Annotated in this window: 21 protein-coding genes; 1 reads left to right on the forward strand and 20 read right to left on the reverse strand. The window is 45.0% G+C overall.

What is annotated here, in order from left to right; translation table 11 throughout:
- Positions 1-15 precede the first annotated feature (15 nt).
- The 18 genes from DESDI_RS12920 to DESDI_RS13005 all read right to left on the reverse strand — a co-directional run bounded on the left by DESDI_RS12920 (position 16) and on the right by DESDI_RS13005 (position 21,022).
- The gene (locus DESDI_RS12920) at positions 16-960 is read right to left on the reverse strand and encodes an NAD(P)H-dependent flavin oxidoreductase (RefSeq protein ID WP_015263057.1); all 945 of its coding nucleotides are present in this window, start codon (positions 958-960) and stop codon (positions 16-18) included.
- A gap of 252 nt (positions 961-1,212) precedes the next feature.
- Positions 1,213-1,440: an acyl carrier protein gene (gene acpP, locus DESDI_RS12925; RefSeq protein ID WP_015263058.1), complete on the reverse strand. Its 228-nt coding sequence runs from the start codon at positions 1,438-1,440 to the stop codon at positions 1,213-1,215.
- A gap of 40 nt (positions 1,441-1,480) precedes the next feature.
- The gene (gene fabG, locus DESDI_RS12930; RefSeq protein ID WP_015263059.1) at positions 1,481-2,224 is read right to left on the reverse strand and encodes a 3-oxoacyl-[acyl-carrier-protein] reductase; all 744 of its coding nucleotides are present in this window, start codon (positions 2,222-2,224) and stop codon (positions 1,481-1,483) included.
- Position 2,225: 1 nt separating this feature from the next.
- Positions 2,226-3,170: an ACP S-malonyltransferase gene (gene fabD, locus DESDI_RS12935; protein WP_015263060.1), complete on the reverse strand. Its 945-nt coding sequence runs from the start codon at positions 3,168-3,170 to the stop codon at positions 2,226-2,228.
- A 777-nt stretch (positions 3,171-3,947) separates the two neighbouring features.
- The gene (gene fabK / locus DESDI_RS12940) at positions 3,948-4,895 is read right to left on the reverse strand and encodes an enoyl-[acyl-carrier-protein] reductase FabK (RefSeq protein ID WP_015263061.1); all 948 of its coding nucleotides are present in this window, start codon (positions 4,893-4,895) and stop codon (positions 3,948-3,950) included.
- A 3-nt stretch (positions 4,896-4,898) separates the two neighbouring features.
- A complete protein-coding gene (locus tag DESDI_RS12945; RefSeq protein WP_015263062.1) occupies positions 4,899-5,894 on the reverse strand; it encodes a beta-ketoacyl-ACP synthase III in 996 nt (331 codons plus the stop codon).
- Positions 5,895-5,940: 46 nt separating this feature from the next.
- Positions 5,941-6,945 carry a phosphate acyltransferase PlsX gene (gene plsX / locus DESDI_RS12950; protein WP_015263063.1) on the reverse strand — a complete coding sequence of 335 codons (1,005 nt, stop codon included), beginning with the start codon at positions 6,943-6,945 and terminating at the stop codon, positions 5,941-5,943.
- A gap of 17 nt (positions 6,946-6,962) precedes the next feature.
- The gene (fapR, locus tag DESDI_RS12955; RefSeq protein WP_015263064.1) at positions 6,963-7,532 is read right to left on the reverse strand and encodes a transcription factor FapR; all 570 of its coding nucleotides are present in this window, start codon (positions 7,530-7,532) and stop codon (positions 6,963-6,965) included.
- A gap of 159 nt (positions 7,533-7,691) precedes the next feature.
- Positions 7,692-10,139 carry a DNA ligase D gene (gene ligD, locus DESDI_RS12960; RefSeq protein WP_015263065.1) on the reverse strand — a complete coding sequence of 816 codons (2,448 nt, stop codon included), beginning with the start codon at positions 10,137-10,139 and terminating at the stop codon, positions 7,692-7,694.
- Positions 10,140-10,143: 4 nt separating this feature from the next.
- A complete protein-coding gene (gene ku / locus DESDI_RS12965) occupies positions 10,144-10,917 on the reverse strand; it encodes a non-homologous end joining protein Ku (RefSeq protein WP_015263066.1) in 774 nt (257 codons plus the stop codon).
- A 217-nt stretch (positions 10,918-11,134) separates the two neighbouring features.
- A complete protein-coding gene (locus DESDI_RS12970) occupies positions 11,135-11,368 on the reverse strand; it encodes a heavy-metal-associated domain-containing protein (RefSeq protein ID WP_015263067.1) in 234 nt (77 codons plus the stop codon).
- A 94-nt stretch (positions 11,369-11,462) separates the two neighbouring features.
- Positions 11,463-13,316, reverse strand: a complete 1,854-nt coding sequence (locus tag DESDI_RS12975; RefSeq protein ID WP_015263068.1) for a heavy metal translocating P-type ATPase — start codon at positions 13,314-13,316, stop codon at positions 11,463-11,465.
- Between the two features lie 71 nt (positions 13,317-13,387).
- On the reverse strand, positions 13,388-13,690 hold the full coding sequence (locus DESDI_RS12980; protein ID WP_015263069.1) for a hypothetical protein: 303 nt from the start codon (positions 13,688-13,690) through the stop codon (positions 13,388-13,390).
- A 216-nt stretch (positions 13,691-13,906) separates the two neighbouring features.
- Positions 13,907-15,946 carry an alkaline phosphatase family protein gene (locus DESDI_RS12985; protein WP_015263070.1) on the reverse strand — a complete coding sequence of 680 codons (2,040 nt, stop codon included), beginning with the start codon at positions 15,944-15,946 and terminating at the stop codon, positions 13,907-13,909.
- A 197-nt stretch (positions 15,947-16,143) separates the two neighbouring features.
- Positions 16,144-17,877 carry a methyl-accepting chemotaxis protein gene (locus tag DESDI_RS12990; RefSeq protein ID WP_015263071.1) on the reverse strand — a complete coding sequence of 578 codons (1,734 nt, stop codon included), beginning with the start codon at positions 17,875-17,877 and terminating at the stop codon, positions 16,144-16,146.
- 118 nt (positions 17,878-17,995) lie between these two features.
- Complete coding sequence (locus DESDI_RS12995) at positions 17,996-19,009, reverse strand: tripartite tricarboxylate transporter substrate binding protein (RefSeq protein WP_015263072.1); 1,014 nt, start codon at positions 19,007-19,009, stop codon at positions 17,996-17,998.
- A 24-nt stretch (positions 19,010-19,033) separates the two neighbouring features.
- Positions 19,034-20,542 (reverse strand): tripartite tricarboxylate transporter permease, encoded by a 1,509-nt coding sequence (locus tag DESDI_RS13000; protein ID WP_015263073.1) that lies wholly within the window; start codon positions 20,540-20,542, stop codon positions 19,034-19,036.
- Positions 20,543-20,557: 15 nt separating this feature from the next.
- On the reverse strand, positions 20,558-21,022 hold the full coding sequence (locus DESDI_RS13005) for a tripartite tricarboxylate transporter TctB family protein (protein ID WP_015263074.1): 465 nt from the start codon (positions 21,020-21,022) through the stop codon (positions 20,558-20,560).
- Positions 21,023-21,316: 294 nt separating this feature from the next.
- Here DESDI_RS13005 and DESDI_RS13010 point away from each other — a divergent pair, with 294 nt between their 5' ends.
- A complete protein-coding gene (locus tag DESDI_RS13010) occupies positions 21,317-22,219 on the forward strand; it encodes a LysR family transcriptional regulator (protein WP_015263075.1) in 903 nt (300 codons plus the stop codon).
- 113 nt (positions 22,220-22,332) lie between these two features.
- On the opposite strand, the gene DESDI_RS13015 is transcribed toward DESDI_RS13010, so the two are convergent.
- Both DESDI_RS13015 and DESDI_RS13020 read right to left on the reverse strand, forming a co-directional pair.
- Positions 22,333-23,352 carry a TAXI family TRAP transporter solute-binding subunit gene (locus DESDI_RS13015; RefSeq protein WP_015263076.1) on the reverse strand — a complete coding sequence of 340 codons (1,020 nt, stop codon included), beginning with the start codon at positions 23,350-23,352 and terminating at the stop codon, positions 22,333-22,335.
- A 129-nt stretch (positions 23,353-23,481) separates the two neighbouring features.
- Positions 23,482-25,434 carry a TRAP transporter permease gene (locus tag DESDI_RS13020; protein WP_015263077.1) on the reverse strand — a complete coding sequence of 651 codons (1,953 nt, stop codon included), beginning with the start codon at positions 25,432-25,434 and terminating at the stop codon, positions 23,482-23,484.
- Positions 25,435-25,484: the final 50 nt, after the last annotated feature.

A 25,484-nucleotide genomic window follows, 5' to 3' on the forward strand; every position in this document is an offset into this window, starting at 1 on the left:
TTACTCTATCTACGATTAAGCCCTGAGGATCTCTTCACGAATATTTTCAAATATTTCATGGACAGATAGAACCTCTTTAACTCGAGTGAAATGAGCCCCCGAGAACACCAGACCTTCTTTTATATCTCCTTGTTGAGCCTTGATTAAACGATCCATAATGCAAAAATTACGTTCACAATGCTTAAGACATTGGTCGCATCCGATCCGCCTCATGTCTTTGCCTTCGGTTAAAGCATCGGTAAAAGGATTACGAACTCCCCGTCCCGGTAACCCGACCGGGCTATGAACAATGACCATATCCTCATCCTGAGCCTGAATCAAATGCTGCTTCCACTCCGGTGCAGCACTGCTCTCCGTACTTAGGGCAAATCGAGTGCCCATCTGCACTCCGTCAGCTCCTAAACGAAGCACGTCTGCAACATCCTTGCCATCCATGACCCCGCCGGCACCAATGACTGGGATTTTAACGGCTTCTTTAACCTCCGGAAGAATCTCCCGCATGGATCGGTCTGTGCCTAGGTGTCCGCCAGCTTCTGCTCCTTCTACAATGATAGCAGCAGCCCCCAGCTTTTCCGATAAATGCGCAAGCTTCGCCGAAGATACAATGGGTAGTACAGGAATTCCCGCTTCTTTTCCCCAGGTAAACATATCTCGAGAAAAGCCTGCTCCGGAGATGAGCAGATCAATCTTCTCATCGAAAGCTGCTTTAACGAGCTGGGCGAATTCTCGAACGGCAAACATAACATTGACCCCGATAATTCCCGACGTGCGTTTTCTCGCTTCACGAATTTCTTGTTTTAATTCCTCAACAGTTAAACCACTCCCGGCAATGATGCCGATGCCACCTTCCTCTGCAACAGCTGCTGCTAAGGGAGCCATCGATATGCGTACAGCCATACCCCCTTGGATAACAGGCATTTTGGCAACATGATGGGCTAGGTGGAGTTCTGGTATTTTCACTTAAGTTCCTCCATTCAAATCAAAAAGGTTGATACGATATTTTTCACTTTGATTTCTTACTTAACTTTTTTCATTCCTTGATACGAATCTATATGAATCTTTCAGTTCCAATCACTTAATAATCCATCCTCATCAGGATAAAACTAAGACCTGCTCCTAAATTTAGCTTAGAAACTACCTCGGAACTCAAAGAAAAAACGCTTTACAAGAAAGCCCCGCAGCATTCTACGGGACTCTCTATGTGCTTCTAGGTTACTTATTTTCCTTGATGTAGTTTACAGCATCCCCCACAGTGCGGATTTTCTCTGCATCCTCATCTGGAATATCGAGATCAAATTCCTCTTCAAGAGCCATAATAAGTTCAACGATATCCAAGGAATCCGCATTCAGATCTGCGAAGGTTGTTTCTAATGAAATTTCATCTTCTTCTACCCCAAGTTGATCCACCACGATCGATTTCACTTTGTCAAATGCGCTCATTCTTCCTGTTCACCTCCTCTCAATACTGGATGGGGATGGTCTACATAGCCATTCCGCCATCGACGGAAAGAATTTGTCCGGTCACATAGGATGCTAAGGGTGAGGACAAAAAGACCACGGCTTGGGCCACGTCCTCGGGTTTACCCATTCTGTTTAAGGGGATTTGCCCCAGCACTTGATCCTTGACTCCTTCTGCTAAGGATTCCGTCATATCCGTAGAAATATACCCCGGAGCAACTGCATTCACTCGAATTCCTCGGGATGCCAGCTCCTTAGCCACGGACTTTGTAAAGCCGATAATTCCTGCTTTAGCTGCCGAGTAATTAGCTTGCCCGGCATTACCGCTAATTCCCACTACAGAAGTGATATTGACGATAACTCCTGAACGCTGCTTCATCATTGATTTGCTGACAGCCTTGGTGCATAAGAATACTCCTTTGAGATTCGTATCCAATACAGCATCCCAATCCACTTCCTTCATGCGGAGCAATAATGTATCGCGTGTGATACCCGCATTATTGATTAGGATATCTATCTTACCAAAAGTTTTAAGTGTGGTCTCAATCAATCGTTCCACATCTTCACTTTGGCTGACATCTGCCTGAACTGCGCAAGCGTCTCCACCCAACTCCTGAATGAAGCGCACGGTTTCCTCGGCTTTTTCCGCATGTCCTGCATAATTCACCACGACCTTAGCTCCCGCACGAGCCAGCTCCAAGGCGATGGCACGTCCGATACCACGCCCTCCACCAGTCACGATGGCTACGCTATTATCAAGCAACATTTTATCTACTCTCCTTTAAATATGCAAGTAGCTTTTCAAGAGAAGTTAAATCCTCTGCATTCAGCAGCGTTACTCCGGGGAGAATTTTCTTAACTAAACCTGTTAAAACCTTCCCCGGCCCCAGCTCAATAAAGGTATCCACCCCTTGCTCTCCAAGGTAGCGGATGGTTTGCTCCCAGAGCACCGCTCCACTCACTTGGCCAACTAAGCTTTCCACAATAACTCCCTGATCGGTAACTTCAGCCGCATCGATATTGGAGATAACCGGGGCACTGGGCTGTTGCCATTGTATAGATTCGAGCACTGGGCGCAAATCCCTTCCTACTCCCTTCATTAAAGGTGAGTGAAAGGGGCCACTGACAGCTAGGGGTATGGCTCGTTTCGCCCCTAGTTCTTTGGCATATTGACATGCTATTTGAACCGCGTCTGTCTCTCCGGAGATAACAATCTGACCGGGCGAATTATAATTGGCCGGTCCCACAACTCCATCGGCTTCCGACCCGGCCCTTTGGCAGGCTTCTTCCACCTTAAGGCCCTCTAAGCCAAGGATAGCCGCCATAGCCCCCTGACCCTCGGGAACAGCCGCTTGCATCAATTCACCCCGTCGACGCACTACCCTTAAGGCATCCGCCAAGGAAATACTTCCGGCTGCCACATAAGCAGAATACTCCCCAAGACTATGACCGGCAAAATAATCAGGTCTCAGCCCTGACTCTTGAATCCCCCGCCAGGCTGCCACACTGGCCAGCAAGATTGCCGGCTGGGTATTCGCGGTTTTTTTCAATTCCTCATCGGGCCCTTCAAAGAGAACCCGTATAAATTCTTCCCCAAGAATTCGCTTGCCAGTCTCTAACACTTCATTTCCCCAAGAGGTAGCGAAGAGATCTTTGCCCATCCCTACATATTGGGAGCCCTGACCGGGGAAGATACAGGCTATTTTCGTCAAATCGGTTGCTCCTTTCGGCTCTTTTTTGGGGTCATATATCAGGTCGTATTTTCGAGTCATTGCTCGGGTCGTGTAGCTTTTCGCACATCGGACCTTCGGGCGTGAGCCCCTGAAACCCTCCACCGGAGGCTTTCTTCATCGGATCTCACGTACTCAGTAGCTCCGGGGCTGGCGCTCTCGCTTTCGGGGGAGCTATGCCAAACCCTTCTGCTTACAGCATGTGAACCAGTGGCGCCGCTACCCCCCCGAAAGCATCGTTCGCCTGAACACCCCTCCGCTAAAATCGCTACCTTCGGGCGTGAACTCCTGAAACCCTCCACTGGAGGCTTTCTTTTTCGGAGCTCACGACTCCTGTGCGAAAAGCTACGCTTGCAGGTCTTTTGAAACAAAAAAATAGGCACTCTCTGACCCGAGAGAATACTAATTCTGAAGAAGCGGCCCAAGGACTTTGCTTTACAGCAGAGAACGGCTTCTAAGCGAGCAGCTACCCGTTCTTCGCGAAAAGCTTGCAGCGGAGTCGGGTTGGAAACAGGACGTTTCTAACCCGCTAGAGAGCCAAGGATGGCGATTTAGCGGGACGAAAGCCGGATGAGGCTTTCGCCCAAGCCACAGCACCACAGACGAAAACATAGTGGCGCAGGTCCCGACGGAGCGGTAAGCTTGAGCGTTAGAACGGGTGCGCGCAACTTACAGAGTGAACGCGTAAAACAAAGTCCTAGAGAACCTTACTCAAATACAGCAAAGTCCCAAAAAAATCTACTCGAACCGAAGGCCAAGCTACTTCCCAAACCGCTCTCGAAGCCGCGCCAGCTCCCGCTCAGCCCCCTCCATCACATCTCGAACGATCTCAGCCGCCGACTCAATCTTCTCAACCGCCCCGGCAATCTGCCCGGACATCACCGACCCATTCTGGGTATCTCCTTCAACCATGGCCAAGCGCAGTTTTCCGGCCCCCATCTTTTCCAGCTCTTCCGGCGGAGTTCCCGCCTTTTCCAGCTGATCAAATTCACGGGTTAATTTATTGCCTAGGCAACGAACGGGATGACCTGTGGAACGTCCGGTTACGACAGTATCCCGATCCTTAGCTTTGATCACCATCTCTTTAACCTTCGGGGAAATGGTGCACTCGGTCGCACACATAAAGCGAGTCCCCATCTGGACCCCCTCAGCCCCTAGAGCTAAGGCAGCAATCATCCCTCGTCCATCATAGATTCCACCCGCAGCAATGACAGGGATACTTACCGCATCAACAACCTGTGGAACAAGGGGTAAAGTGCAAATTTCACCGATATGACCACCGGATTCCATGCCTTCGGCAATCAGCGCATCGACCCCTGCCTTTTCTAAACGCTTGGCTAAGGCCACCGAAGCTACCACCGGAATTATTTTGGTGCCGATTTCTTTAAGCATCGGGATATATTTACCGGGGTTCCCTGCTCCTGTCGTGATGACCGGAACGCGTTCCTCGACAATGACTTGCATGACGTCCTCAACAAAAGGAGACATAAGCATCACATTGACCCCATAGGGTTTGCTTGTAATTTTTTTGATCTTATGAATTTCTTGTCTCAGCCAATCGGCAGGGGCCTGCCCAGCACCGATAATTCCTAAGCCTCCCGCTTCGGATACCGCGGCAGCGAGTTCTCCAGTAGCGGTCCAAGCCATACCCCCCTGAAAAATCGGATGCTCAATACCTATGAGATCACAAATCTTTGTTTTTATCACTGATTAAACCCCTCTCTTGGACCACTTTACTACGGCGGCTCCCCATGTTAATCCTCCGCCAAACCCTACCATAACCATGATGTCCCCATACTTTAAGCGACCACTACGTGAGGCCTCATCTAAAGCCACCGGAATCGAAGCCGCTGACATATTCCCATAGCGATCAAGATTGACAATCACTTTCTCAGGATCAATGCCCAAGCGTTTAACAGCTGAATCAACAATGCGCGTATTGGCCTGATGAGGTACAAGACAGTCGATATCCTCTTTATTTAAACCTGCTTTGGCTAGAGCCTTTAATGCCGTCTCTCCCATGATGCGAACTGCAAATTTGAAAACTTCACTACCCGCCATATGAATGGTGTGCATCTTCTTCTCTACGGTTTCAGCGGTAGCCGGATACATGGATCCACCCGCTGGCACATGCAATAGATGTCCGCCTGAGCCATCCATACCCAGGTCAAAGCTTAAAAATCCATAGCCATCTTCGACCTGCTGTAAAACTGCCGCCCCTGCTCCGTCCCCAAATAAAATGCAGGTCCCTCGATCTTCCCAATTTAAGAGCTTGCTTAAGGTTTCGCCACCGATTACTAAAGCATTTTTATACATGCCGGTCGCAATAAACTGGGATGCTGTTGCAACCCCATATAGAAAACCGGTACAGGCAGCTTGGAGATCGAAGCCCGCGGCCTTTCTAGCCCCTAGTCTTTCGGCTATCAAACAAGCTGTGGCCGGAAAAACAAAATCAGGGGTAAGGGTAGCCACAATAATCAGATCCAGCTCTTCCGGCGCAAGGTTAGCATCCTCTAAAGCTCGCAAAGCAGCCTGATAGCATAGTTCTGAGACAGGTGTCTCTGCATCAGCGATATGCCGTTCCCTAATTCCTGTTCTGGAGACAATCCACTCATCATTTGTGTCGACAATTTTCTCCATATCAAAATTCGTTAACACCTTCTCCGGTACATATGAGCCGGTGCCCACGATTCCTACACTTACCATGATGTATCCTTCTTTCTCGCGTACAATTATGTTCTATCTGTCTCGTTCACTCTTGTGCGGACGCAAATCGTGGAAGTTCCTGCTTAATCTCCTCAATAAAACCGCTCTCTACACATTCCTTGGCCACTCGGATGGCATTAAAGATAGCCTTTTCATTGGAACTTCCATGAGAAATAATACTGATCCCGTTAACTCCCAGCAAGGGAGCCCCTCCATACTCTGCATAGTCCAGCATCTTCGCGATTTCCTTTAAGCCCGGTTTAATAGCAAGGGCTCCTAGCTTGCGAACTGTTGTGGAGGTAATCTTCTCCTTAATCAACTGAAACAGTGCCCCAGCCAATCCCTCTGTGGTCTTCAAAACCACATTGCCCACAAAGCCATCACAGACCACCACATCCGCATCGTGTCCATAAGGAACAGCTCGGCCTTCCACGTTTCCGATGAAATTCAAGGGAGACTTTTGGAGAAGTGGATAGGTAGCTATCGTCAATTCATTCCCTTTCGTTTCCTCAGTCCCGATATTGAGAAGCCCTACTTTGGGGTTCTCAATCCCGAGGATGCTCTCGGCATAGATACTACCCATCATGGCATATTGAACAAGATGTTCCGGCTTGGCATCCGGATTTGCCCCCACATCAAGGATGAGCTTTCCTCCCTCTAAGGTAGGAAGCACAGTAACGATAGCCGGGCGGTCAATCCCTTTGATACGGCCTAAACCTAGCAAGGACGCTGCCATCTGCGCTCCAGTGCTTCCCGCACTTACCAAGGCATCCGCCGTTCCTTCCTTGACCATGCGTGTAGCCACCACAATAGATGAGTCTTTTTTCTTGCGAACGGCTTGCGCAGGATGCTCATCCATCTCTATGATCTCAGAGGCCTCCTGAATGTGTATTCTTTTCGGCAATTCACCCTGTGGCAAGCATTCCTTGATACGTTCAGTCTGTCCAACGAGAACAACTTCAATGTCAAAATGTTCTACGCTTCGGAGTGCGCCTTTGACAATCTCGACCGGGGCATGATCCCCTCCCATAGCATCCACAGCGATTCTCATTTCGCTACTCTCCCTTCTTACTCTTCCAAGGGCTTTTCAATAGAGAAGACAACCCAAGTCCCGAATAATACCACCTCTTGGTCAACGTAAGACTTAATTTCAACCTGGTACTTATTGTCTTTACGGCTCAATACTTTCCCTTCTGCTAATACCACTTCTCCATAACGGGCAGGGCGCAAAAACTTCATATCGACGCTCCCCGTGACGACCATCTCCGCATCCACAAGGGCGATGGCTAAGGAATTAGCTTGGGCAAATAGATGATGTCCTCGCGTCACTCGGGCCTTGCTTAAAACCATTGTCTCATCGATTTTTAGCAGGGTCGATCCCGAATCGCCAACGCGCAGCTCGCGCAACTCACCGACAAGCTCCGCTTCCCCTAGGGACTTAAGAGCATCATAAGCTCCATGGGCAACAGCTCGGGTGCGTTCCCGAAGCTCTGGGATACATAATTCAGTCCGGTCTAGGCGAATGGTTGAGACGCTTACCCCGAAATGCTTCGCAAGCTCTTCATCTGTAGAAAACGGATTATTTTCGATTTCCTCTCGTAACGCTTGATGGCGTTCATGTTTATGATGTCTTGTCATAATACCACCACTCTTATCATTTTACGACCTGGTACTAATATTATAACTTAGGATGTTTCGGCTGACAAGCAACAAAGCAACGATAGGTTAGAATACCTCAAAATACAACAATCTCCAACCACATATTCAGGTGATTGGAGAGATAAAGATTTACAAGAATCATTTTAGCTTCTGCTGAGCTCGAAAGAAATCTTGCCAAGGGTCAGCGCCGGCCATCCTCGCGAGCGCCTCCGCCATATCGATACCGTCTGGGGCAATCGTGTCAAGTTCATCCCAGTCGATAGGCATCGATACCTTAGCTCCTTTTCTTGTTCTTAAGGAATAGGGGGCAATGCTGGTAGCCCCTCTGCCGTTGCGAATCCAGTCGATAAATATTTTGCCTGCTCGCTTTGCCTTTCTAACATTGCTTGTATATCGGTCAGGCCATTTTTGCTCCATCACCTCGGCAACACCCCGAGCAAAGCTATAAAACACTTCCCAGGAAACGGAGGGTTCTAAAGGAACAACCACATGATAACCTTTGCCGCCGCTGGTCTTAAGATAGGCGTTCAGGGAAAGCTCACTAAGAATACTTTTAACATCCCGCACCCCCTGACGCACCCTGCTTAGATCCATTCCTTCATCCGGATCTAGATCGAATACCATCAGATCAGGTTTTTCCAGTACCTCGATACGGCTTCCCCATGTATGAAATTCTAGCGTCCCCATCTGTGCTTCTGAAATAAGTCCCAGTTTGTTCTCAATATAGAAATAATCTTCAATTTCCCCACTGCCGGTGGTGATCGGAAGAGTGATGATTCCCTTGCTGTCCGGACCGGGATGCTTTTTATAGAAGCAAGTCTGCGAGATGCCCTTGGGACAGCGTACAATACTAAGGACTCGGTAACTTACATGGGGCAGCATACGTTCCGACACCATTTCGTAATAGCGGACCACATCCGCTTTTGAAATTTTAGGTTCTTCAAACATCACCTTATCCGGATTGGTAATTTTTATTCCAGCGATGACGATACTGTTGTCCTTTGTTACCATTTTGCTCTCCAATTCTTTTGGATTCTCCGCTTCTTGGGGACTATCTAATTCATTGATGGTCGTTTCTTTTTGGATATCCCGAGGATGCTTATCTGCCTGCAAGCCTTTAAAGCTTGCTTGCCTCAACCGCTGATCTTCTGTCCATTCAGCAAATTTAATTTCCGCGACCAGTTGAGGTTCAAGCCAAGTAATTCTTTCATTAGATCTTGCCTGGGGTGCTTCTTTGAAAGACGGCTCCGCCTTGTGTAGGCTTCTGAAATGTTCCGCCAGCTTCTTTCTTTCACGTTCACTGAACCCCGTTCCGGCGCGTCCGCAATAGATGAAATCCTCGCCTTCATAGATTCCAAGCAGAAGCGAGCTTACTCCGCTGGTTTTTTTGTCGGATAGCGTATATCCCCCAATGACAAAATTCCGCCTTTGCTCACATTTCAGTTTGATCCAGTCCCCGTTTCTCGTTGACCTGTATAAGGAATCCATTCTTTTACCGATGATTCCCTCCAGACCTGCCTCACAGGCAGCAAGAAAGCTCTCCTTTCCCTTGCCGATAACATGTCGGCTGTAGTAAATGCTTCCGGGCGCATCCTTTAGCAAAGCTTCAAGGGCAGCTTTTCTGTCGATAAGGGGCCGTCCTCGCAGATCCATACCATCTAACGCCAGAAGATCAAAGACGATATAGGTTAAGCTTTGCTCCTGGGGGTTCTTCAGATAGTTTTGCAGCGCCTGGAAATCTGTCTTGCCCTCAGGATTCGTGATGGTCATTTCCCCATCGAGAATCATTGCCCTTCCGGCAGCCATAGTGATGAGGGCAGTAGCCACCCCTGAAAACCGTCTAGTATAATCATTGTCGTTCCTAGTCATCAACCGGACGCTATTGCCTTCCACAAACGCCAAAATCCGATAGCCGTCATACTTCAACTCATAAAGCCAATCCTCACCCACAGGAACCTTGGTTATCAGCTTGGCCAGTTGTACATCCGCTCTGTCAAAGGGGTTCCTTGTGATTTTTGTCTCGGCACCGGCTGCGATTTCTGACATGGAGCGGTCGGTCCGGATGCTGGTGGTAAATGTGGCAATCCCTACTTCGTTTTTGGCATGTTCATCTTTTTCTTTCAACAAAAGCCAGTTATCCCTCGTCTCTCCGTCCTTCGATTTCAGCCGGACCAAGGCCCATTTTCCCTTAAGCCGTCTTCCGTGCAGAACGAACTTCAGGCTACCTTCAATCAGCCCTTCATCCACATTGCCACGAGGCTCCCATAAGCCCTCATCCCAGAGCATGACCACGCCGCCACCATATTCGCCCTTGGGAATCATCCCCTCAAAGTTCCTGTATTCAAGAGGGTGATCCTCCACTTGGACAGCAAGCCTCTTGTCATGTGTATTATAGGAAGGACCCTTAGGTACAGCCCAACTCAAAAGAGCCCCCTGCCATTCCAAGCGCAAATCATAGTGGTCATTGCGGGCTAGATGGTGTTGGACAACAAATCTTAACTGCTCATCAGAATCTATTTTCCCTTCAGGCTCCAGCGTTTTAGTAAAATTTCTTTTTTCGTTGTATTCACTTAGCCGCCCCGTCATAAACTTACGCTAATTCCTTGACTTTTTGGGCTTTATCGACGCTGGCCCTGAGGGCTTCCATCAGGTCGATGACTTTTCCGGTGTTGCCAGCCTCCGCTGCAACGACCTCCTTGCCGGAGATTTTTGACTCGATGAGCATGCGAAGTTTTTCTTGGTATTCATCCTTATATTGGGTGGGGTCAAAGGGTGTGTCCATGGCATTGATCAGCATTTTTGCCATAGTGAGTTCCTGCTCCGATATATCCGGTTTCGAATACTGTTTTTGCAACTCTTTAATATCTTCAGCATAGAACATCGTGGCAATGAGGATTCCATCTTCCCGGGGGATAATCGCCATCAAAGTATCCTTTGTGCCCATGACAGTTTTCCCAATGGCAATTTTCTGTTCGTTCATCAGCGCGGCACGTAACAGCTCGAAGGCTTTTTCACCCCCTGCCTCAGGTGCAGCCTGATAGGTTTTATTATAATAGACGGGAGAAATCTGGTTCAATTCGGCAAAATGCAGAATCTGGATAGATTTTTCTTTTTCAGTCTTAATCTTTTCGATTTCTTCTTCGGTAACGACAACATACTTACCATCATCATACTCGTACCCTTTGACAATGTCTTTCGCGGTTATTTCCTTGTCGCAATGAGCGCAGGTTTTTTTATACCGTATACGACTTTTGTCTTCCTTATGTAGTTGATTAAAATGAATATCATTGTCTTGGGTAGCTGTGTACATGGCGATGGGAATCGCGACCATGCCGAATGTGATTACTGATTTACGCGAGATCATGATGGATACACCTCCAGACCATGGACTCCCTCCATGGTTCTAACGCTCATACATGTTTGCCAATTCAGAGAATCCTCTGTCTTATCTATTTTTCCTATAAGGAGTAATGAGTATACTCATAATGTGCATAATTCTACGTAAATTTATAATTAAGCTTCAAACTAAAAGCCGGCCCCCTTGGCTAGATCATAGTTCTAACTCATGAGGACCGGTGCTTTTATATTGCTTTTACTTGTGATTTCTTAACTTCATATCCTAGTTTATCGATAGCATTTTCGATATCCTTTATCGATATTTTCCCATCATCAAAGTTTAGCTTTACTTTGCTTGAGTTAAATAACACATTGACACTTTCTTTATCTACACCTTCTAAAGATCTTACTGCATTGTCAATTTTTTGTAAACATGATGGACAGGTTAGGGGCCCTAATTGAATGGTTGCTTTTTGCATTTTCATCGCTCCCTTAAGTTTTCTATAACTCTATTTTACATTAGTTATGGTTATTATAAATTGATTTACATCAAGTTTTGCAGCTTATTCTTTTTCAATATCTTAATTTGTAACGAAGTAGTCTCATGCCGTTTAAAATTACGACTAATATACTTGCTTCGTGGACCAACATACCGATTGACATGCTCATCCATTCACTGAAAACGAGACTGGCTAGTAGAATTAATACAACTCCCACTGCGATAAGAATATTTTGGCGCATGTTATTCGCTGTTGCTTTGGTTAAGCCTAAGGCATGGGGCAAGCGACTAAAATCCGAATTCATCAAGACCACATCTGAAGTTTCAATCGCTACATCTGTGCCGCTTCCCATAGCAATTCCAATCTGGGCCAGAGCTAGGGAAGGACTATCGTTTACTCCATCACCGACGAAGGCGACAATTCGACCTTTTGCTTGTAACTCCCCAATATATCCTGATTTATCTTCCGGCAACATGTGTCCATGTGCTTCTGTAAGCCCAAGTTCACGTGCTACTAAATCAACTGTCCCTTGGTTATCTCCGGAAAGCACGACGAGATTTTTGACCCCTAATCTTTTCAGCTTTTGCAGATTTTCTTTTACACCGGGACGAATTTGGTCGCGAATCCCCATCAGTGCTTTTAATTCACCATCCACTGCTGTCAGTACAAGTGAGTTTCCATTCTCTTCAAATCTTGCAATATCTGCACGAGCTTTTCCCGTTATATCCACCTTCTCTTGTTCCATGAGGGCAACATTACCGACAGCAACACGATGTCCATCAACCTGAGCGACAATCCCGCCACCTTTTACAACATCTGTTTTTTCAACTGGATATGCTTTTGTATCGCCAATATATTCTACAACTGCTTTAGCTAAGGGATGATCTGATTCATTTTCCACACTGGCAAGGTAACCTAATACTTCATCGACGTTATCTGTATAAATTTGCTGCTCAGCTACTTTTGGATTCCCTATGGTTAAGGTACCCGTTTTGTCAAAAACTACTGTATCAACCCTACTAAAATCATTAATTACTTCACTACCTTTGAGAAGAACACCGTGCCGTGCCCCATTACCAATCCCTGCAACATTGGATACAGGCACCCCGATGACCAAGGCTCCTGGGCATCCCAGAACTAATATGGTAATGGCCAGTTCAATATTTCGAGAAATTAACCATACGATAATCGAGAGAACTAAAACGGCCGGGGTGTAGTATTTGGAGAATCGATCAATGAACCGTTCCGCTTCTGATTTTGAATCCTGTGCTTCTTCAACTAACTCAATAATCCTACCAAAAGTAGTATCTTCACCAACACGATCAGCGACAATTTGCAGGGTTCCATTCTCCAAAATCGTTCCGGCATAGACTTGGGTATCCTTCTTTTTACTCACCGGCACAGATTCACCGGTAATACTTGCTTCATTGATATGCCCTTCTCCCGTTAACACTGTACCGTCGACAGGAACTTTGGCACCGGTTTTAACCAGTAATATATCGCCTACGTCAACCTCATCTACCTCTACTTCTTCGAATTCGCCATTTTCCATTTGTTTCAAAGCACTTTCCGGTGCCATTTCAGTTAATTCTTTGATAGCCGAACGCGTTTTATTCAAGGTACGCTGCTCTAGAAAAGCACCAAATAAGAATAAAAAAGTGACGATAGCAGATTCTTCAAAGTTCTGAATTAAAAATGCTCCGAGAACGGCGATAGTTACTAACACATCGATACTGACAACCTTCACCCTTAATGCTTGATAGGCTTGGATGGCAATGGGTGCAACCCCTAAAATCGAGGCGATAGCCAAGGACCCAATGAATATCTCTATATTTTCAAAAGCAAGTTTGCTCATAAAGGCAATGACAATTAAAACTGCGCTGATCCATGTTATATGATTTTTCTTACCTAAGATAAACTTTTGCATCTCAATTCTCCTCCCCGCGTATTTCCAGAAAGCATCTATTAAAAATGCTTTCTGGATTATAGCCCCTTCTGTTAAGCCTGATAGGCTTTATCTACTTCGGCTAACATGTTATACACAGCTTCATAGCTTTCGCAAACATCACCTGGCACGGTGAAGTTATTGGTAACTTCACGTAATTTGACTAATTCCTCATCCAAATTAGGTTTTTCTGTTCCCGCTGCCTTACTTTTTTTAATGAGTGCTTCAAAAAGTTCACGAACTTCATGAAACTCTGGGTGACTACCGCCATGAACTCTGTCCACGATGGGTACATATTGTTCTAAGGTTTTAAAATGTTTTTCCTTTGCTTGATTAAAAGTTAATTGCTTTGACATATCCATTCCTTCTTTCTTGTTGGTTATTATCTTTAAAATATTTTCCTTGAATTCTGATTTAATTGTATCAACGATATAAGAAATAAAAATTGATTTTAATCAATTAAATTAATTTTCTCCAAAAAATACCCTCGATATGTTCCCATGAACTAATATCGAGGGTAAATATGTTTTCCATCTTAAATTAAGAAGCCAAGAAACCTCTTTGAGCGTCCTTTATATCTCTTCTGTAAGAATTTGATGTACAGGAGATCCCTCAGACTGAGCCGGTAAGCGAACGCCGCTCAGAAAGGCCATTGTCGGCGCAATATCCACCTGACGAATAACCCGTTCAGTTTGATAACCCTTTTTAATCCCCGGTCCGGCCGCAACAAAAATTGGTGAAAGAGAGGAATCCGCATATCCATTTTGGGTTGATAAAGAGTCCGCGTGAATAACATTGAAAGACTCTTCTTTAAAATAGATAATATCGCCACACTCAGGTCCACTAAGACCAATAATTACAGCATCCTTATTACGCATGGCCAGTGCCACAACTCGTTTGCCGGTTTTGTGATCACGGTATTGATATAAATCAGAGATAATCTGGGTTTCCAAATCGTATTGGTCTTTAGGGTCAACGATTCCGTGCTCATCCCGACCGATCAAATTGAGATAAATATGATTGCCACGACTGGCCACGGCTTTTGTATTCGCCCAATCAAATTCGTGATTGCCGTTCTCATCCGTAATGATTTTGCTATAACCAAGTTCCTCCATTACCTGTGTAGTGATTCCACCTGCCTCACCCAATTCCACACCATGGTTTTCCTGACAACTCAAGCCATGATCCGAAGTGACAATAATGGTCCAACCTTCATCTAGATAGGGCAGGAATCTTCCGAGATAGTTATCCGTTTGAATATACATTCTCTCAATAAATGCCTTATAAGCTTCTTCATTATTTTGCCACGTCTCCTGGTGCTTAGCAAAATGCCAGAACAAATGGCCGCCATTATCAACATTATGCAAATGAGAATAAATGACGTCGTACGTATTCTTCTTCATAAAATAGGTCAAACAATCGGCCTGCCACTGACTATAGTGGTCCCAAGTTGGAATAAATACTTTGTCTACAAGGATTTCGTTAGCGCCATTGACGACCGGCCTGTTGGGAACAAACCCGATATTATCGATAACTTCCTTATACAGACTCTTCGGGTGGAATAAATCATCCCGGCTTATATCTAATGCCATGCCAATCAGCATCGTGACTTCTGAACCGTCAGGCTTAATCGTTAAAAGATGGTAGTTTCTGTTACAATGGATATTTTCCCCTTCATCATTCTTGATGGTATCCACTACGTCATAAACCGATTTTCCTACTTCAATGGTCGCAATAGGTTTTGAGTCTTTCTTTGATTTATAAACTTCAACCGTATCATAAATACCTTGTTCGTTTTTCAAAAGCAACACTGGGCGGCGATCCAAGCCTTTTCCCAAGGTAATCGTAAATTCCTTAGCACCCTCAGGTGCGTTTGCCCAACCTGTGGCTTCTTTGATTGGAGACTTTACTGTATCCGCAATCATTTTGGCCAAAACATTGATTTCATTTTCTCCTTCACAAGTAACAATATTTTTGATCACTTTTGCACCGCTTGATATGGCTGCTCTTAGATAGCTAACTTCCCCGTCATCTTCAAGTAATTCTTCCACATTCTCAATAATACAACCGGCGCCAGGCGTAATCGTAGAAGTATTGGGCAAGAATTGTGCCTCAGCAAATTTATCTGAAGCAATTACTATTTTGGAAATATCTACCCCGGCAATTCCAGTATTAATGGTCTGGGGCTGAGTACCATCAACCACATGAAGATTGGGGCTATCTGAAGTGGCTGGCCATGAGCTCCCCGGCCAATGCCATACTAATGTCTTTTTGTTCGCCTCTTCAGCGTAAATATTCCACAGGGGTTCGGCTTTGGATCGTCTAGAGTCCAAGTTATAGACCAAACTATCTAAATGGCCATGATTGTGTCCAAAGAAGCAGGTAATACCATGAGTTCCTGGGTAGGCACCGGTAGCTAAGGTCGTCCATAGGGTTGGAGTCACAGTTGGCATTGCCCCCAATAAAACCATATCTTCGCGGCTAGAACCCCTTTCTATGAACTTTTGCAGATTGGGCATTTTGCCTTGGTCCAAATATTTCTTCGCCAGCCTTGGCTCAAAACCATCTACTCCAATAACTGCGATCTTTTCTGTTAAAGCTTTCCTCTTCATTTTCATATCATCCTTTCGTCACATATACAATGCGAATTTCAACCTATCCAGAGTTCATAGCCCATGTCCTCGGAAGTTATCTCTAAAAAAATTATACTATAGTTAATCTGGGGTGATAATTAACGATTAAGAACAACTGATAGGCTAAGGTTATCAATTGAAAGCAAGCTGATAGAAATAATTTATGAACTAAACGATTAAATCTTAAACTTCTCTACCAGGGTATTCAACCTCATAGCGTGTTCGGCCTGAATCTGGGCAACCTTGTCCACATGCTCCATGACCTTGGCCATCCGGTCCATATTTTCGGCGATTTCCTGGGAACTGCCGGTGGTTTCCTCAACTGAAGCCGAAACAGTTTGGATGGCGTTATTTACTTGTTCAATGGTAGTAAGCATCTGACCTGAAGTCACAGCAAAGTCATTCACCAGCGTTCCTACCCTATGGGCACCCTCAGCATATTCTTCTTCCGCCTCCACAAGCATCTCATAATCAGGAATAACCTTATTTTCGATGAACTGTAAGACTTCGGAGGAGTTTTGCGAAAGATCGCCAAATGCTTCCGTTACTTTCTTGATTACTTCATGAATACCAGCCACAGTCTCTGCTGATTGTTCAGCCAGCTTGCGTACCTCCTCAGCGACCACTGCAAAGCCTCTCCCCTGCTCTCCTGCCCGAGCTGCTTCAATAGCGGCGTTCAACGCCAATAAATTTGTTTGTTCAGCTATACCGTCGATGGTTTGAGCCATGATCCCGATTTCCTGAACCACTTCACCGTTTTTAATCGCTGCGATAATTTTTTCTTGTTTTTGCAGATAGATAGTTTGGGTCTCTCCCCTTGAGGCCTCAGCTTTTACACGCATCATCTGAGCCTTCTCCTCGATTTCCTTGACAATCTTGCTGCCCACAGAAGCCTTTTTGGCCAGTTGCGCGGCACCATTGCTGATCTCCTCCCCCGAGGCCAGCATTTCTTCCGTGGAAGCCGCTGTCTCCTCCATTCCTGCTGCAATCTGTTCTGTTCCGGCATTAATGTTTTGACCCTGCTCGTTCAGTTCCTCAGCTGAAACAGATAGCTCTGCCCCCACTGTCTTCAGCGCTTCGGCAGCCGCTATAACATTTTCCAGAAGGCGGCTCATGTTGCTGTCTATTTCATCATAGGCTCGGGCTAATTGGCCGATTTCGTCCTTCCTCTTGATAGAACCTTTTTGCTGATCCGTAGAGAAATCACCCTGGGCGAATAGCTTGGCTTGCTCCACAGCAGCTAAAATCGGACGACTGATAATCCTGCCGATAAGCAAGCTCAGTAACAGGGCCAAGGCAAACCCACAAGCCGTCAGAATCATGATAATCATTCTGGCCTTGGTAAATTCCTCTTCCGAAGCGAGCTGAAGCTCTTCGTTGTATGCTAAGGCACAACTAACCATGCTTTCGATTATTCCTTCTACTTTAGCCTGCTGCAAAGCGGCTTGCTGACTAAAGTCACCGGCTAAGTCATAGCTTTTCAATTCAACTGCTGTAATAGCCTTTTCTCTCAAGTCGCTGTAAACAGCCACCTCGCTTTTAAATTCTGCTAACAGCTCTTTTTCTTCTTCGGCCAAGTTGAGCATTTGATACTGCTGGATTAACAGGTCGTAATCCTCGATCGACTGGGCAATAACCCTCCGGGAATCGCCAATCAGGGTAGGATCTTCAGAAACCTGGCTCTTCCAGACTACGCCGACCATCTCAGCAGCTCCTTTTCCGAAACTCTTAGTCAAGTCTTCCAAAATGAGAATTGGCTGGATGCCATCTTGGTTAATCTTTTTGATGTTAGCATTGACCCGGCCCAGGTTAAGCAACCCGGTTATACCAACCAGCAGGATTAATAAGGCCATTATTAAAAAACCTAGAAAGAGTTTTCTACTGGTTTTTAAATTAATAAACCATCCCATTTCTACTGATCCCTCCCTTTCTTTTTGAAATAGAGTATGGATATTAAAAGAATGAGAATGGATTTTGCACAAAACCCATTCTCACTGACAATTATGTCGTTGTAGGATCTACTAAGGATTACTGGCGAACGCCGATTGAATCAAACAACTCAGTATAGTGTCCAACCTGTTCTTGAATTGTATTATTATAATCTGCTGTATTCATGTAGCTGATATTGGCATGAAGCTCTTTCATTTTGTCCATAAATTCTTGATCCTTTACCATTTCAGCCATGGCCTCATCCCATTTTTTTACAATATACTCTGGGGTACCTTTGGGTGCACTTATACCACCATACCAAGTAACGTCAATATCTATGCCCAGTTCTTGACAAGTAGGTACATCTGGAAATAATGGGCTTCTCTCTTTGGCGGCGACAGCCAGAACTTTCAATTTACCGCCTGCAGCAAGAGGATAGGTTTCCTGTACGGATTGATCACCTAAAATGGCATGACCGCCAGCGATCATGGTAATTCCTTCACTCCCACTCTTAACCAGAACGGGTTGAGTTTTTGTGTAATCCACACCGATGGCTTTACACAATTCAGCTGCAGTTAGTGCATTCATACTTGTGGCACTTAAAGAAGTATGGGTCAATTTATCTGGATTTTGCTTAATCCATTCGACGAGTTCATTCATATCCTTAAATTGAGAATCGGCTGCAACAGAAAAACACATGGGGTTTTCCACAAATTTCGAGATAAAAACTCTATCCTCAAGCTTGATTGGTGGGTTTTTCATTCCGGCATTCATCAATACGGAAGCGGCAATATTATCCGCCACTACGGTATATCCGTCCGGTTTACCCTGCATTAAACCATATTGCAATCCAGTTACGTTACCAGCACCGGGTTTGTTAACGACTAGAATAGGCTGACTCCACTTTTTGCTTAAGTAATCGGCTGCAGCACGAGCTGTCAGATCTGTGAGGCCCCCAGGACCGGCCGGAACCACCATCTCAATTTGCCGTGTCGGATAAGTCGCATCCTCCTGTTTAGCTTGTGATGGCCCCTGGGCAGATTGTGACGAGCACCCGGCAAGGATAGCTGTCAAAAGAACGATGCCAATGATCCAAACCATTTTCTTTTTCATTGATAAATCCCCCATTACTATTTTTTAATTTACTTCAAAACCAGAGTTATCAATTCTGCTTTGAGTCCGCCGCCTGAGCTTAATGGAGACAAGCAAAAAGATACCGGTTGCAACAAGGAGCGTCAAGGAGATTGGGCGCTGAAAGAAGATGAAGGGGTTTTCAAACGCCATCCCGAAGGACTGTAAAAGGGACGTTTCCAACATAGGGCCAAGGATGAAACAGATGATGAACGGGATCACGGGCCAACCGAATTTGTTCATAAAATATCCCAAAACCCCAAAGATAAGAGCAACCAAAACATCGAACATATCGTTACGGACTGTATACGCTCCTACGATGGATATCAGTAAAATAATCGGAGCCAAGATACCATAGGGTATTTGGGTTAACTTTGCCCAAAGTCCAACCAGAGGGAGATTGAGAATCAGACACATCACATTCCCGATAAACATGCTGGCGATAACTGCCCAGACAAAATCACCATTCTGCTCGAACAGCAAAGGTCCGGGTGTAAGGCCGTAAATCATCAGTCCACCTAGAAGAACAGCTAGCGGTGGGGAAGCTGGAATACCGAGAGCAAACAAGGGAATAAAACCGGCTGAGCTTGTGGCATTATTGGCAGCCTCAGGGGCAGCTACACCCTCAATTGCCCCCTTGCCAAACCGTTCCGGTGTTTTCGAACACTTTTTTTCTAGATCATAAGCAAGAAAAGTGGTTACTGCCGGGGAGCACCCAGGTAATAATCCCATAAAGAACCCTAGTGCACCTCCGCGGAAGATCGCTTTGAAACTTTGCCGTAAATCTTTAAGCCCTGGGAAAACCGAACCGATATTACCCATCGAGATAGCGATTTTCTTCTCCTCGATCCCGTTTAATACTTCACTGATAGCAAACAAGCCGATAACGACACTGATCACATCCAGGCCACCCCATAAGGGTGTATAGCCAAAGGTTAAGCGCGGCATATTTGTCATCGTTCCTAGGCCGATTAATGACAGTAGGTATCCGAAAAACCCCATAGCCAAAGCTTTGCTTATGGATGCTCCACCTAAACTTACGACGATGGTCAGTGCTAACAGCATTAGGGCAAAATACTCCGGAGGACCGAATTTAAGTGCTTGCTCGGCAAAAAGGGGAGCAAAAAAAGTCAAGGCTATGATCCCCATAATCCCGGCAATAAACGAGCCAATCGCAGCAATTCCCAGCGCCGGTCCCCCCCGTCCCTGCTGAGCCATGGGGTAACCATCGAGACAGGTAGGCACTGAAGCAACTTCTCCGGGGATGTTTAACAAGATCGCCGTCGAGGAGCCACCATACATCGCTCCATAGTAGATTCCTGCCAACATAATAATAGCCTGTGTCGGTGGTAAAATAGCAGTAAGAGGCAACAAAATGGCAATTGCCGAGGTTGGTCCTAAACCGGGCAAAACGCCGACCATCGTACCGACCAAAGCACCGAGGGCAGCCATTAGTATATTGGTGGGTTCCAGTGCTAATGCAAATCCGGAGAACAACATTTGTAATGCTTCCATTCTAATTTACCCCCGTTATAAAATTGTGAAGAGTGGCTGTGGAAATGGGGTCTTTAGCCACATTACAAATATTCCGTAAAAGACAATAATAAGTATGGCTGCAAACACTGTACATCGCAGCCACCCATAATCACCGATGGCTCGGAATAAACCCATCGCAATAATAAAGGTACTGACTGGGTAGCCTATGACATGCAATAACCCCCAATAAGCAAAAACTAAACCCATAACGAACAGCATCTTTTTACGCAACGGACCGGTAGGGAACTCCGCCTGTTTGTCTTCTTTTGGCTTGAGCACAAAGATAAACAGTCCCCCGAGAATTATAAGTGCCACCCCTAAAAAACCAATAAATGATTCGTCGCCGACTAGGGATCTTCCAATATGCATAGGATACAAACGTATCGCCTCAGAAATAGCCAACCCGCCAATAACAAGGAAGAACACACCGGCTATCCGATCCGCCTGCAAAGTCTTCACAGCTTCACACCTCCTCTGCGAGGTGTTGAGAAAATCTGTGCTACAGCTATATTACGAGTTTTTGAGTTCATAAACTACCTCCTCAACATTTAGTAATTGCTCTGATCATTGGCTCAATACCAGCAGTCATATCACCTTCCCATGGTTTACTAAGCCTCATTAATCCAAAGGATTACATTCACAAACATCTTTTCTGTTATCTTCATCTGAATTATACTATAATTACCCTGTGGTGATAATTAACTAATATGAATGATTGATAGGTTATTTCTATCAATCAAGCGAGGTGATTTGATGGAAATGCGCCAGTTCCGCTATTTTGACTCTATAGTTAAGTATGGGACAATGAGAGAGGCAGCTGCAAAGCTTTTTATAAGTGAACCTTCAATTAGCCAACAAATTCATGAATTGCAAAAAGAGATTGGATTACCATTATTTGAAAAGCAAGGAAGAAAAATCGTTTTAACTCCGGAAGGTAAGCAGCTTTTACCATTAGTCCAAGCAATTCTTGAAGCCGTCTCAGAGCTTGAAGTCGGCATTTCGGAGATACTTAATCCCGGATCTGGGCTAATAAAACTTGGGGTAATTCCGATCACGAGGCTTGACTTTGTTCCGAAAAAGCTAACGGAATTCGTAAAAATTTATCCTGATATTTGTGTTGAACTTATTGAAAGCGGAACCTTGGAAATTATCGAGAGGCTTCTTGACGATACCATGGATGTGGCTTTAATTGCGGCAAACAGCAGAATAAAATCACTAATGGAATTATCAGGTATTAAATATCAAGTATTATACAATGCTAATTCAGTGGCAATTGCATCCTATAATCATCCGTTGGCAAAATATGATAAAATTTCTTTCAGCCAACTAATGGATGTTAGAATAATTTTACGACGTCAAGGGATTTATCGAGAAGAAATTGATAGCTTTTTAGGAGATTTGGTAAAAAATGATGGGATTTATTCTACCGACACCTATGAGACCTCTATAAAATTAGTAGAATCAAATCTTGGAATTGCCATAATGCCTGAAACTTTTATTAGTGCCTCTGGGTTAAAAGAAAGCTCTAAAATCAAGGTAATTCCGTTGGACGATTTCCAAGTCTCATTAGATATATGCTTTATTCACAAAAAGCGAAATTATTATCCTCTATACCTCACAAACTTCATGCAGATATTTACGGATATCACCGATTGATATTGGACTTTCTGCAGTTAGAACAGGTGCAAATAATTTGCCGGAAGCAAAAGTGCTTCCGGCAAATTTCATATTATTCTTTATTGAGTTGTTTGAAATCTGAAAAGTAATTATTATTTGACATATCCCTTTTCTTTGAGATACTTTTCTGCACCTGGATGTAAAGGAAATGGCAACCCTTTGGTCGGATTGTCTATGTCTATTTCCTTCGCCAGTGGATGAATCTTTTCCAACTCAGCCAAGTTCTCCAGAACAAGTTTTGTTACATTATAGGCGACCTCTTCATCTGTATTGGCACGCATGATGAAATACGTCGGAGTTGCAGGTACAGTCACATCTTCCGCTTGACCTTTATAGGTGCCTGCTTTAACTACTGCAGGATACACAGAGGGGTCAATCTCTTTTTTAATGCTTTCCATCGCCTTATCATTGACTGGCAATAAGCGGATTGGTACGTCAGCTTCGATGTTTTCACCTTGTGGACAGGGAGCTCCCGACCAGAATTGAATTACATCCACCGTCTTATCCTTGATTTGGTCAGCCATATCCGCATAGTTAGAAGAGATAAATACATAATCCACGTTTTCTTGTTTACCGTAGGCGTCTAAAATCAATTTTGTGTACACTTGGGATGCTCCCATGAAGGTGGCCATCCGGGTTTTGTTACTAATGTCTTCGAATGATTTGATATTGGAATCTGCTCTGACTGCATATTGAGCTACAGCGGAGGGGCCAGCGAATAGAGCTCTCATATCCTTGAAGGCACCATCTTTTTCAAAGGTATACGTACCGTTGTAAAACATGGAGGCTACAAATACATTAGCCATGCCGATATCCGCTGTTTCCGCTTTTAATCTGCGGACTGCTTCGGCGTCACCGGCTACTGTTTGATGCACTACTTTAATTGGCAAGCTGGAATCATCACTGATTTTACAAATTCCTGTGGTCAAGAAGTACTTGTCGCCACCGGATGTCGACATGATCCGTAATTGTGTCTTGGCAACCGGTTTTTCCTTGTCCTGAGCCTGATCATTACCACCATTACTCTTACTTGCACTACTGCAACCGGAAACGAGCATTAACACCATTGCAAACATCACGAAAACAGACACTACCTTATTAAATTTTTTCATTGGATAAGCCCTCCTAAATTAAATTTATTGGAGATTTTCCAAATTGAGACCTAAGATAACATAGATAATCCTGAAAGATATCCTTGAAAAGATGAGATTTAAATGACATTGGACACTGCAAACCTTAAATTATTCACTTAATGCAACCTGGACTCTTTTCTTAAACCTATAGTTTGTGATAACTATCAGCACAAAACATGTTATTCCAAATAGATCCGTATATATTCCGGGGTAAATTAGGCTTAAGCCTCCGACAAACAGGATTAACCTTATCAACCAATTTTTAATTGGAGTAAATATATACCCTTGGATGGCCATACAAATCGCGGTTATACCAATCACAGATGTAACGATAATGGGTAGTGTACCTAGACCTATGCCGTTAATCAAGATGAGCTCCGGATTGTATACGAACATGAATGGTAGCACAAACATAGATGTCGCAATTTTAGCAGCCGCCCAGCCTGTTTTCATAGCATTGGAATTGGCGATGGCTGCACCGGCATAGGCTGCCAAAGCCACCGGAGGGGTCACAAAGCTTACTACCCCAAAATATAAGACGAAAAGGTGGGCGGCCATAGGCTCTACTCCCATGCTGACTAAAGCCGGGGCGATGAGAACAGCTAAAATCATGTAGCAAATCAAGGTCGGTAAAGCCATACCCAGAATGATGGAAGACACCATAGTCAATAGAAGTAACGCCAATTGATTACCTGAAGCTAAAGATACCAGAACACCTGAGAAATTGGGGCCAAGCCCGGTGAGATTAACACAGCCCATGATGATCCCAGCTGTAGCACAGGCCATGGCGATTAAAATACAACCCAGACTTCCTTCTTTTAATAAATCAAGATATTGTTTGATTGATAAGCGGTTTTTCCAATTTAGAAGGTTGATGATAATGCTGGCAGCAATGGTAATGACCCCAGCTCTTTGGGGAGAACTGCCCGTCATGATTAAATAAATCAAAATAACTAGGGGGATGATATAGAACCAACCTTCTTTTAGGGTCTTTTTCACCGGAACCAGGTTTTCTTTGGGAATCCCGGTCAAACGGGTTTTGGCTGCTTCTAAATCTACCATGATCAACAAGGCGATATAGTAGAGAATAGCAGGCAGGGCAGCGGAAACACAAACTTTAGCATAGGGTACCCCCAAGACCTCCGCCATGACAAAGGCCGCCGCACCCATGACGGGTGGCATGATTTGTCCTCCGGTTGAGGCTGCAGCTTCGACCGCACCTGCGAAATGAGGCTTATAGCCGAGTTTCTTCATCATCGGTATGGTCACAGCTCCGGTACTGAGTACATTGGCTACCGCACTGCCGGATATGCTGCCAAATAAGCCACTACTGATGATGGCGATCTTGGCCGGTCCTCCCCTCGCCCAGCCTATCAAGGAACTCGATAGATCCATAATAAATTGTCCAGTCCCTGTGCCCACTAAAAACTGGGCAACTACAATAAATATCAGAAGCAGATTGGCGGAAACACCCAAGGCTACCCCGAAAATACCCTCTAGGGAAATGAGCAAGGTACTTGTAAGCATCTTTACGTCCACACCCGGATGAGCGAGAAACGATGGTAAGTGTTTGCCAAATAAGGCATAAACTAAGAACACAGTAGCCACGATGGTCATGGATTTTCCGACAACCCGTCTGGTTAATTCTAAAATCAGCACCACGGCAATGGCCCCAAAGATAAAGTCTGCTTGATTGGGAATTCCAATCCGATCCGCAAAACTACTTGCGCTATTTAGGACATAAATACCTAAAGATACACTGGTCAGTGCCAATACGATGTCGATGGCATATGCCACCTTATTACTTGCAAGCTTTTTTGCTGGCGGAAATAATATAAAGCCTAGTGCCAGTGCGAAGGTCAAATGAATTCCACGGTAAACCAGTACATTCAGCACGCCAAAAATTGTGGAATAAATGGTGTATAGGGTCCAGATGACTGCCAGGGCACTGACAAATAAGGCCACTCCGCCAGTCAACGGTCTGCGTTTACCACCATCTTCAGATAGAGATTCTAGTTCTTCCTCATTGATAGATTCTACGTTTTTTTCATCCCTACCCATGCGCTTTGATTCCCTCCTTTAAAATAAGATTTTAGCAATCTCTTACTACA

Origin of the sequence: Desulfitobacterium dichloroeliminans LMG P-21439 (genome assembly GCF_000243135.2) — a bacterium.
Lineage (GTDB): Bacteria > Bacillota > Desulfitobacteriia > Desulfitobacteriales > Desulfitobacteriaceae > Desulfitobacterium > Desulfitobacterium dichloroeliminans.

Bases quoted from the DNA above. Each gene is read 5' to 3' on its own strand.
- acpP (WP_015263058.1), bottom strand. From the start codon at position 1,440: ATGAGCGCATTTGACAAAGTGAAATCGATCGTGGTGGATCAACTTGGG.
- fabG (WP_015263059.1), bottom strand. From the start codon at position 2,224: ATGTTGCTTGATAATAGCGTAGCCATCGTGACTGGTGGAGGGCGTGGT.
- DESDI_RS12945 (WP_015263062.1), bottom strand. From the start codon at position 5,894: ATGGTAAGTGTAGGAATCGTGGGCACCGGCTCATATGTACCGGAGAAG.
- plsX (WP_015263063.1), bottom strand. From the start codon at position 6,945: ATGAGAATCGCTGTGGATGCTATGGGAGGGGATCATGCCCCGGTCGAG.
- fapR (WP_015263064.1), bottom strand. From the start codon at position 7,532: ATGACAAGACATCATAAACATGAACGCCATCAAGCGTTACGAGAGGAA.
- ligD (WP_015263065.1), bottom strand. From the start codon at position 10,139: ATGACGGGGCGGCTAAGTGAATACAACGAAAAAAGAAATTTTACTAAA.
- ku (WP_015263066.1), bottom strand. From the start codon at position 10,917: ATGATCTCGCGTAAATCAGTAATCACATTCGGCATGGTCGCGATTCCC.
- DESDI_RS12970 (WP_015263067.1), bottom strand. From the start codon at position 11,368: ATGCAAAAAGCAACCATTCAATTAGGGCCCCTAACCTGTCCATCATGT.
- DESDI_RS12975 (WP_015263068.1), bottom strand. From the start codon at position 13,316: ATGCAAAAGTTTATCTTAGGTAAGAAAAATCATATAACATGGATCAGC.
- DESDI_RS12980 (WP_015263069.1), bottom strand. From the start codon at position 13,690: ATGTCAAAGCAATTAACTTTTAATCAAGCAAAGGAAAAACATTTTAAA.
- DESDI_RS12985 (WP_015263070.1), bottom strand. From the start codon at position 15,946: ATGAAGAGGAAAGCTTTAACAGAAAAGATCGCAGTTATTGGAGTAGAT.
- DESDI_RS12990 (WP_015263071.1), bottom strand. From the start codon at position 17,877: ATGGGATGGTTTATTAATTTAAAAACCAGTAGAAAACTCTTTCTAGGT.
- DESDI_RS12995 (WP_015263072.1), bottom strand. From the start codon at position 19,009: ATGAAAAAGAAAATGGTTTGGATCATTGGCATCGTTCTTTTGACAGCT.
- DESDI_RS13000 (WP_015263073.1), bottom strand. From the start codon at position 20,542: ATGGAAGCATTACAAATGTTGTTCTCCGGATTTGCATTAGCACTGGAA.
- DESDI_RS13010 (WP_015263075.1), top strand. From the start codon at position 21,317: ATGGAAATGCGCCAGTTCCGCTATTTTGACTCTATAGTTAAGTATGGG.
- DESDI_RS13015 (WP_015263076.1), bottom strand. From the start codon at position 23,352: ATGAAAAAATTTAATAAGGTAGTGTCTGTTTTCGTGATGTTTGCAATG.
- DESDI_RS13020 (WP_015263077.1), bottom strand. From the start codon at position 25,434: ATGGGTAGGGATGAAAAAAACGTAGAATCTATCAATGAGGAAGAACTA.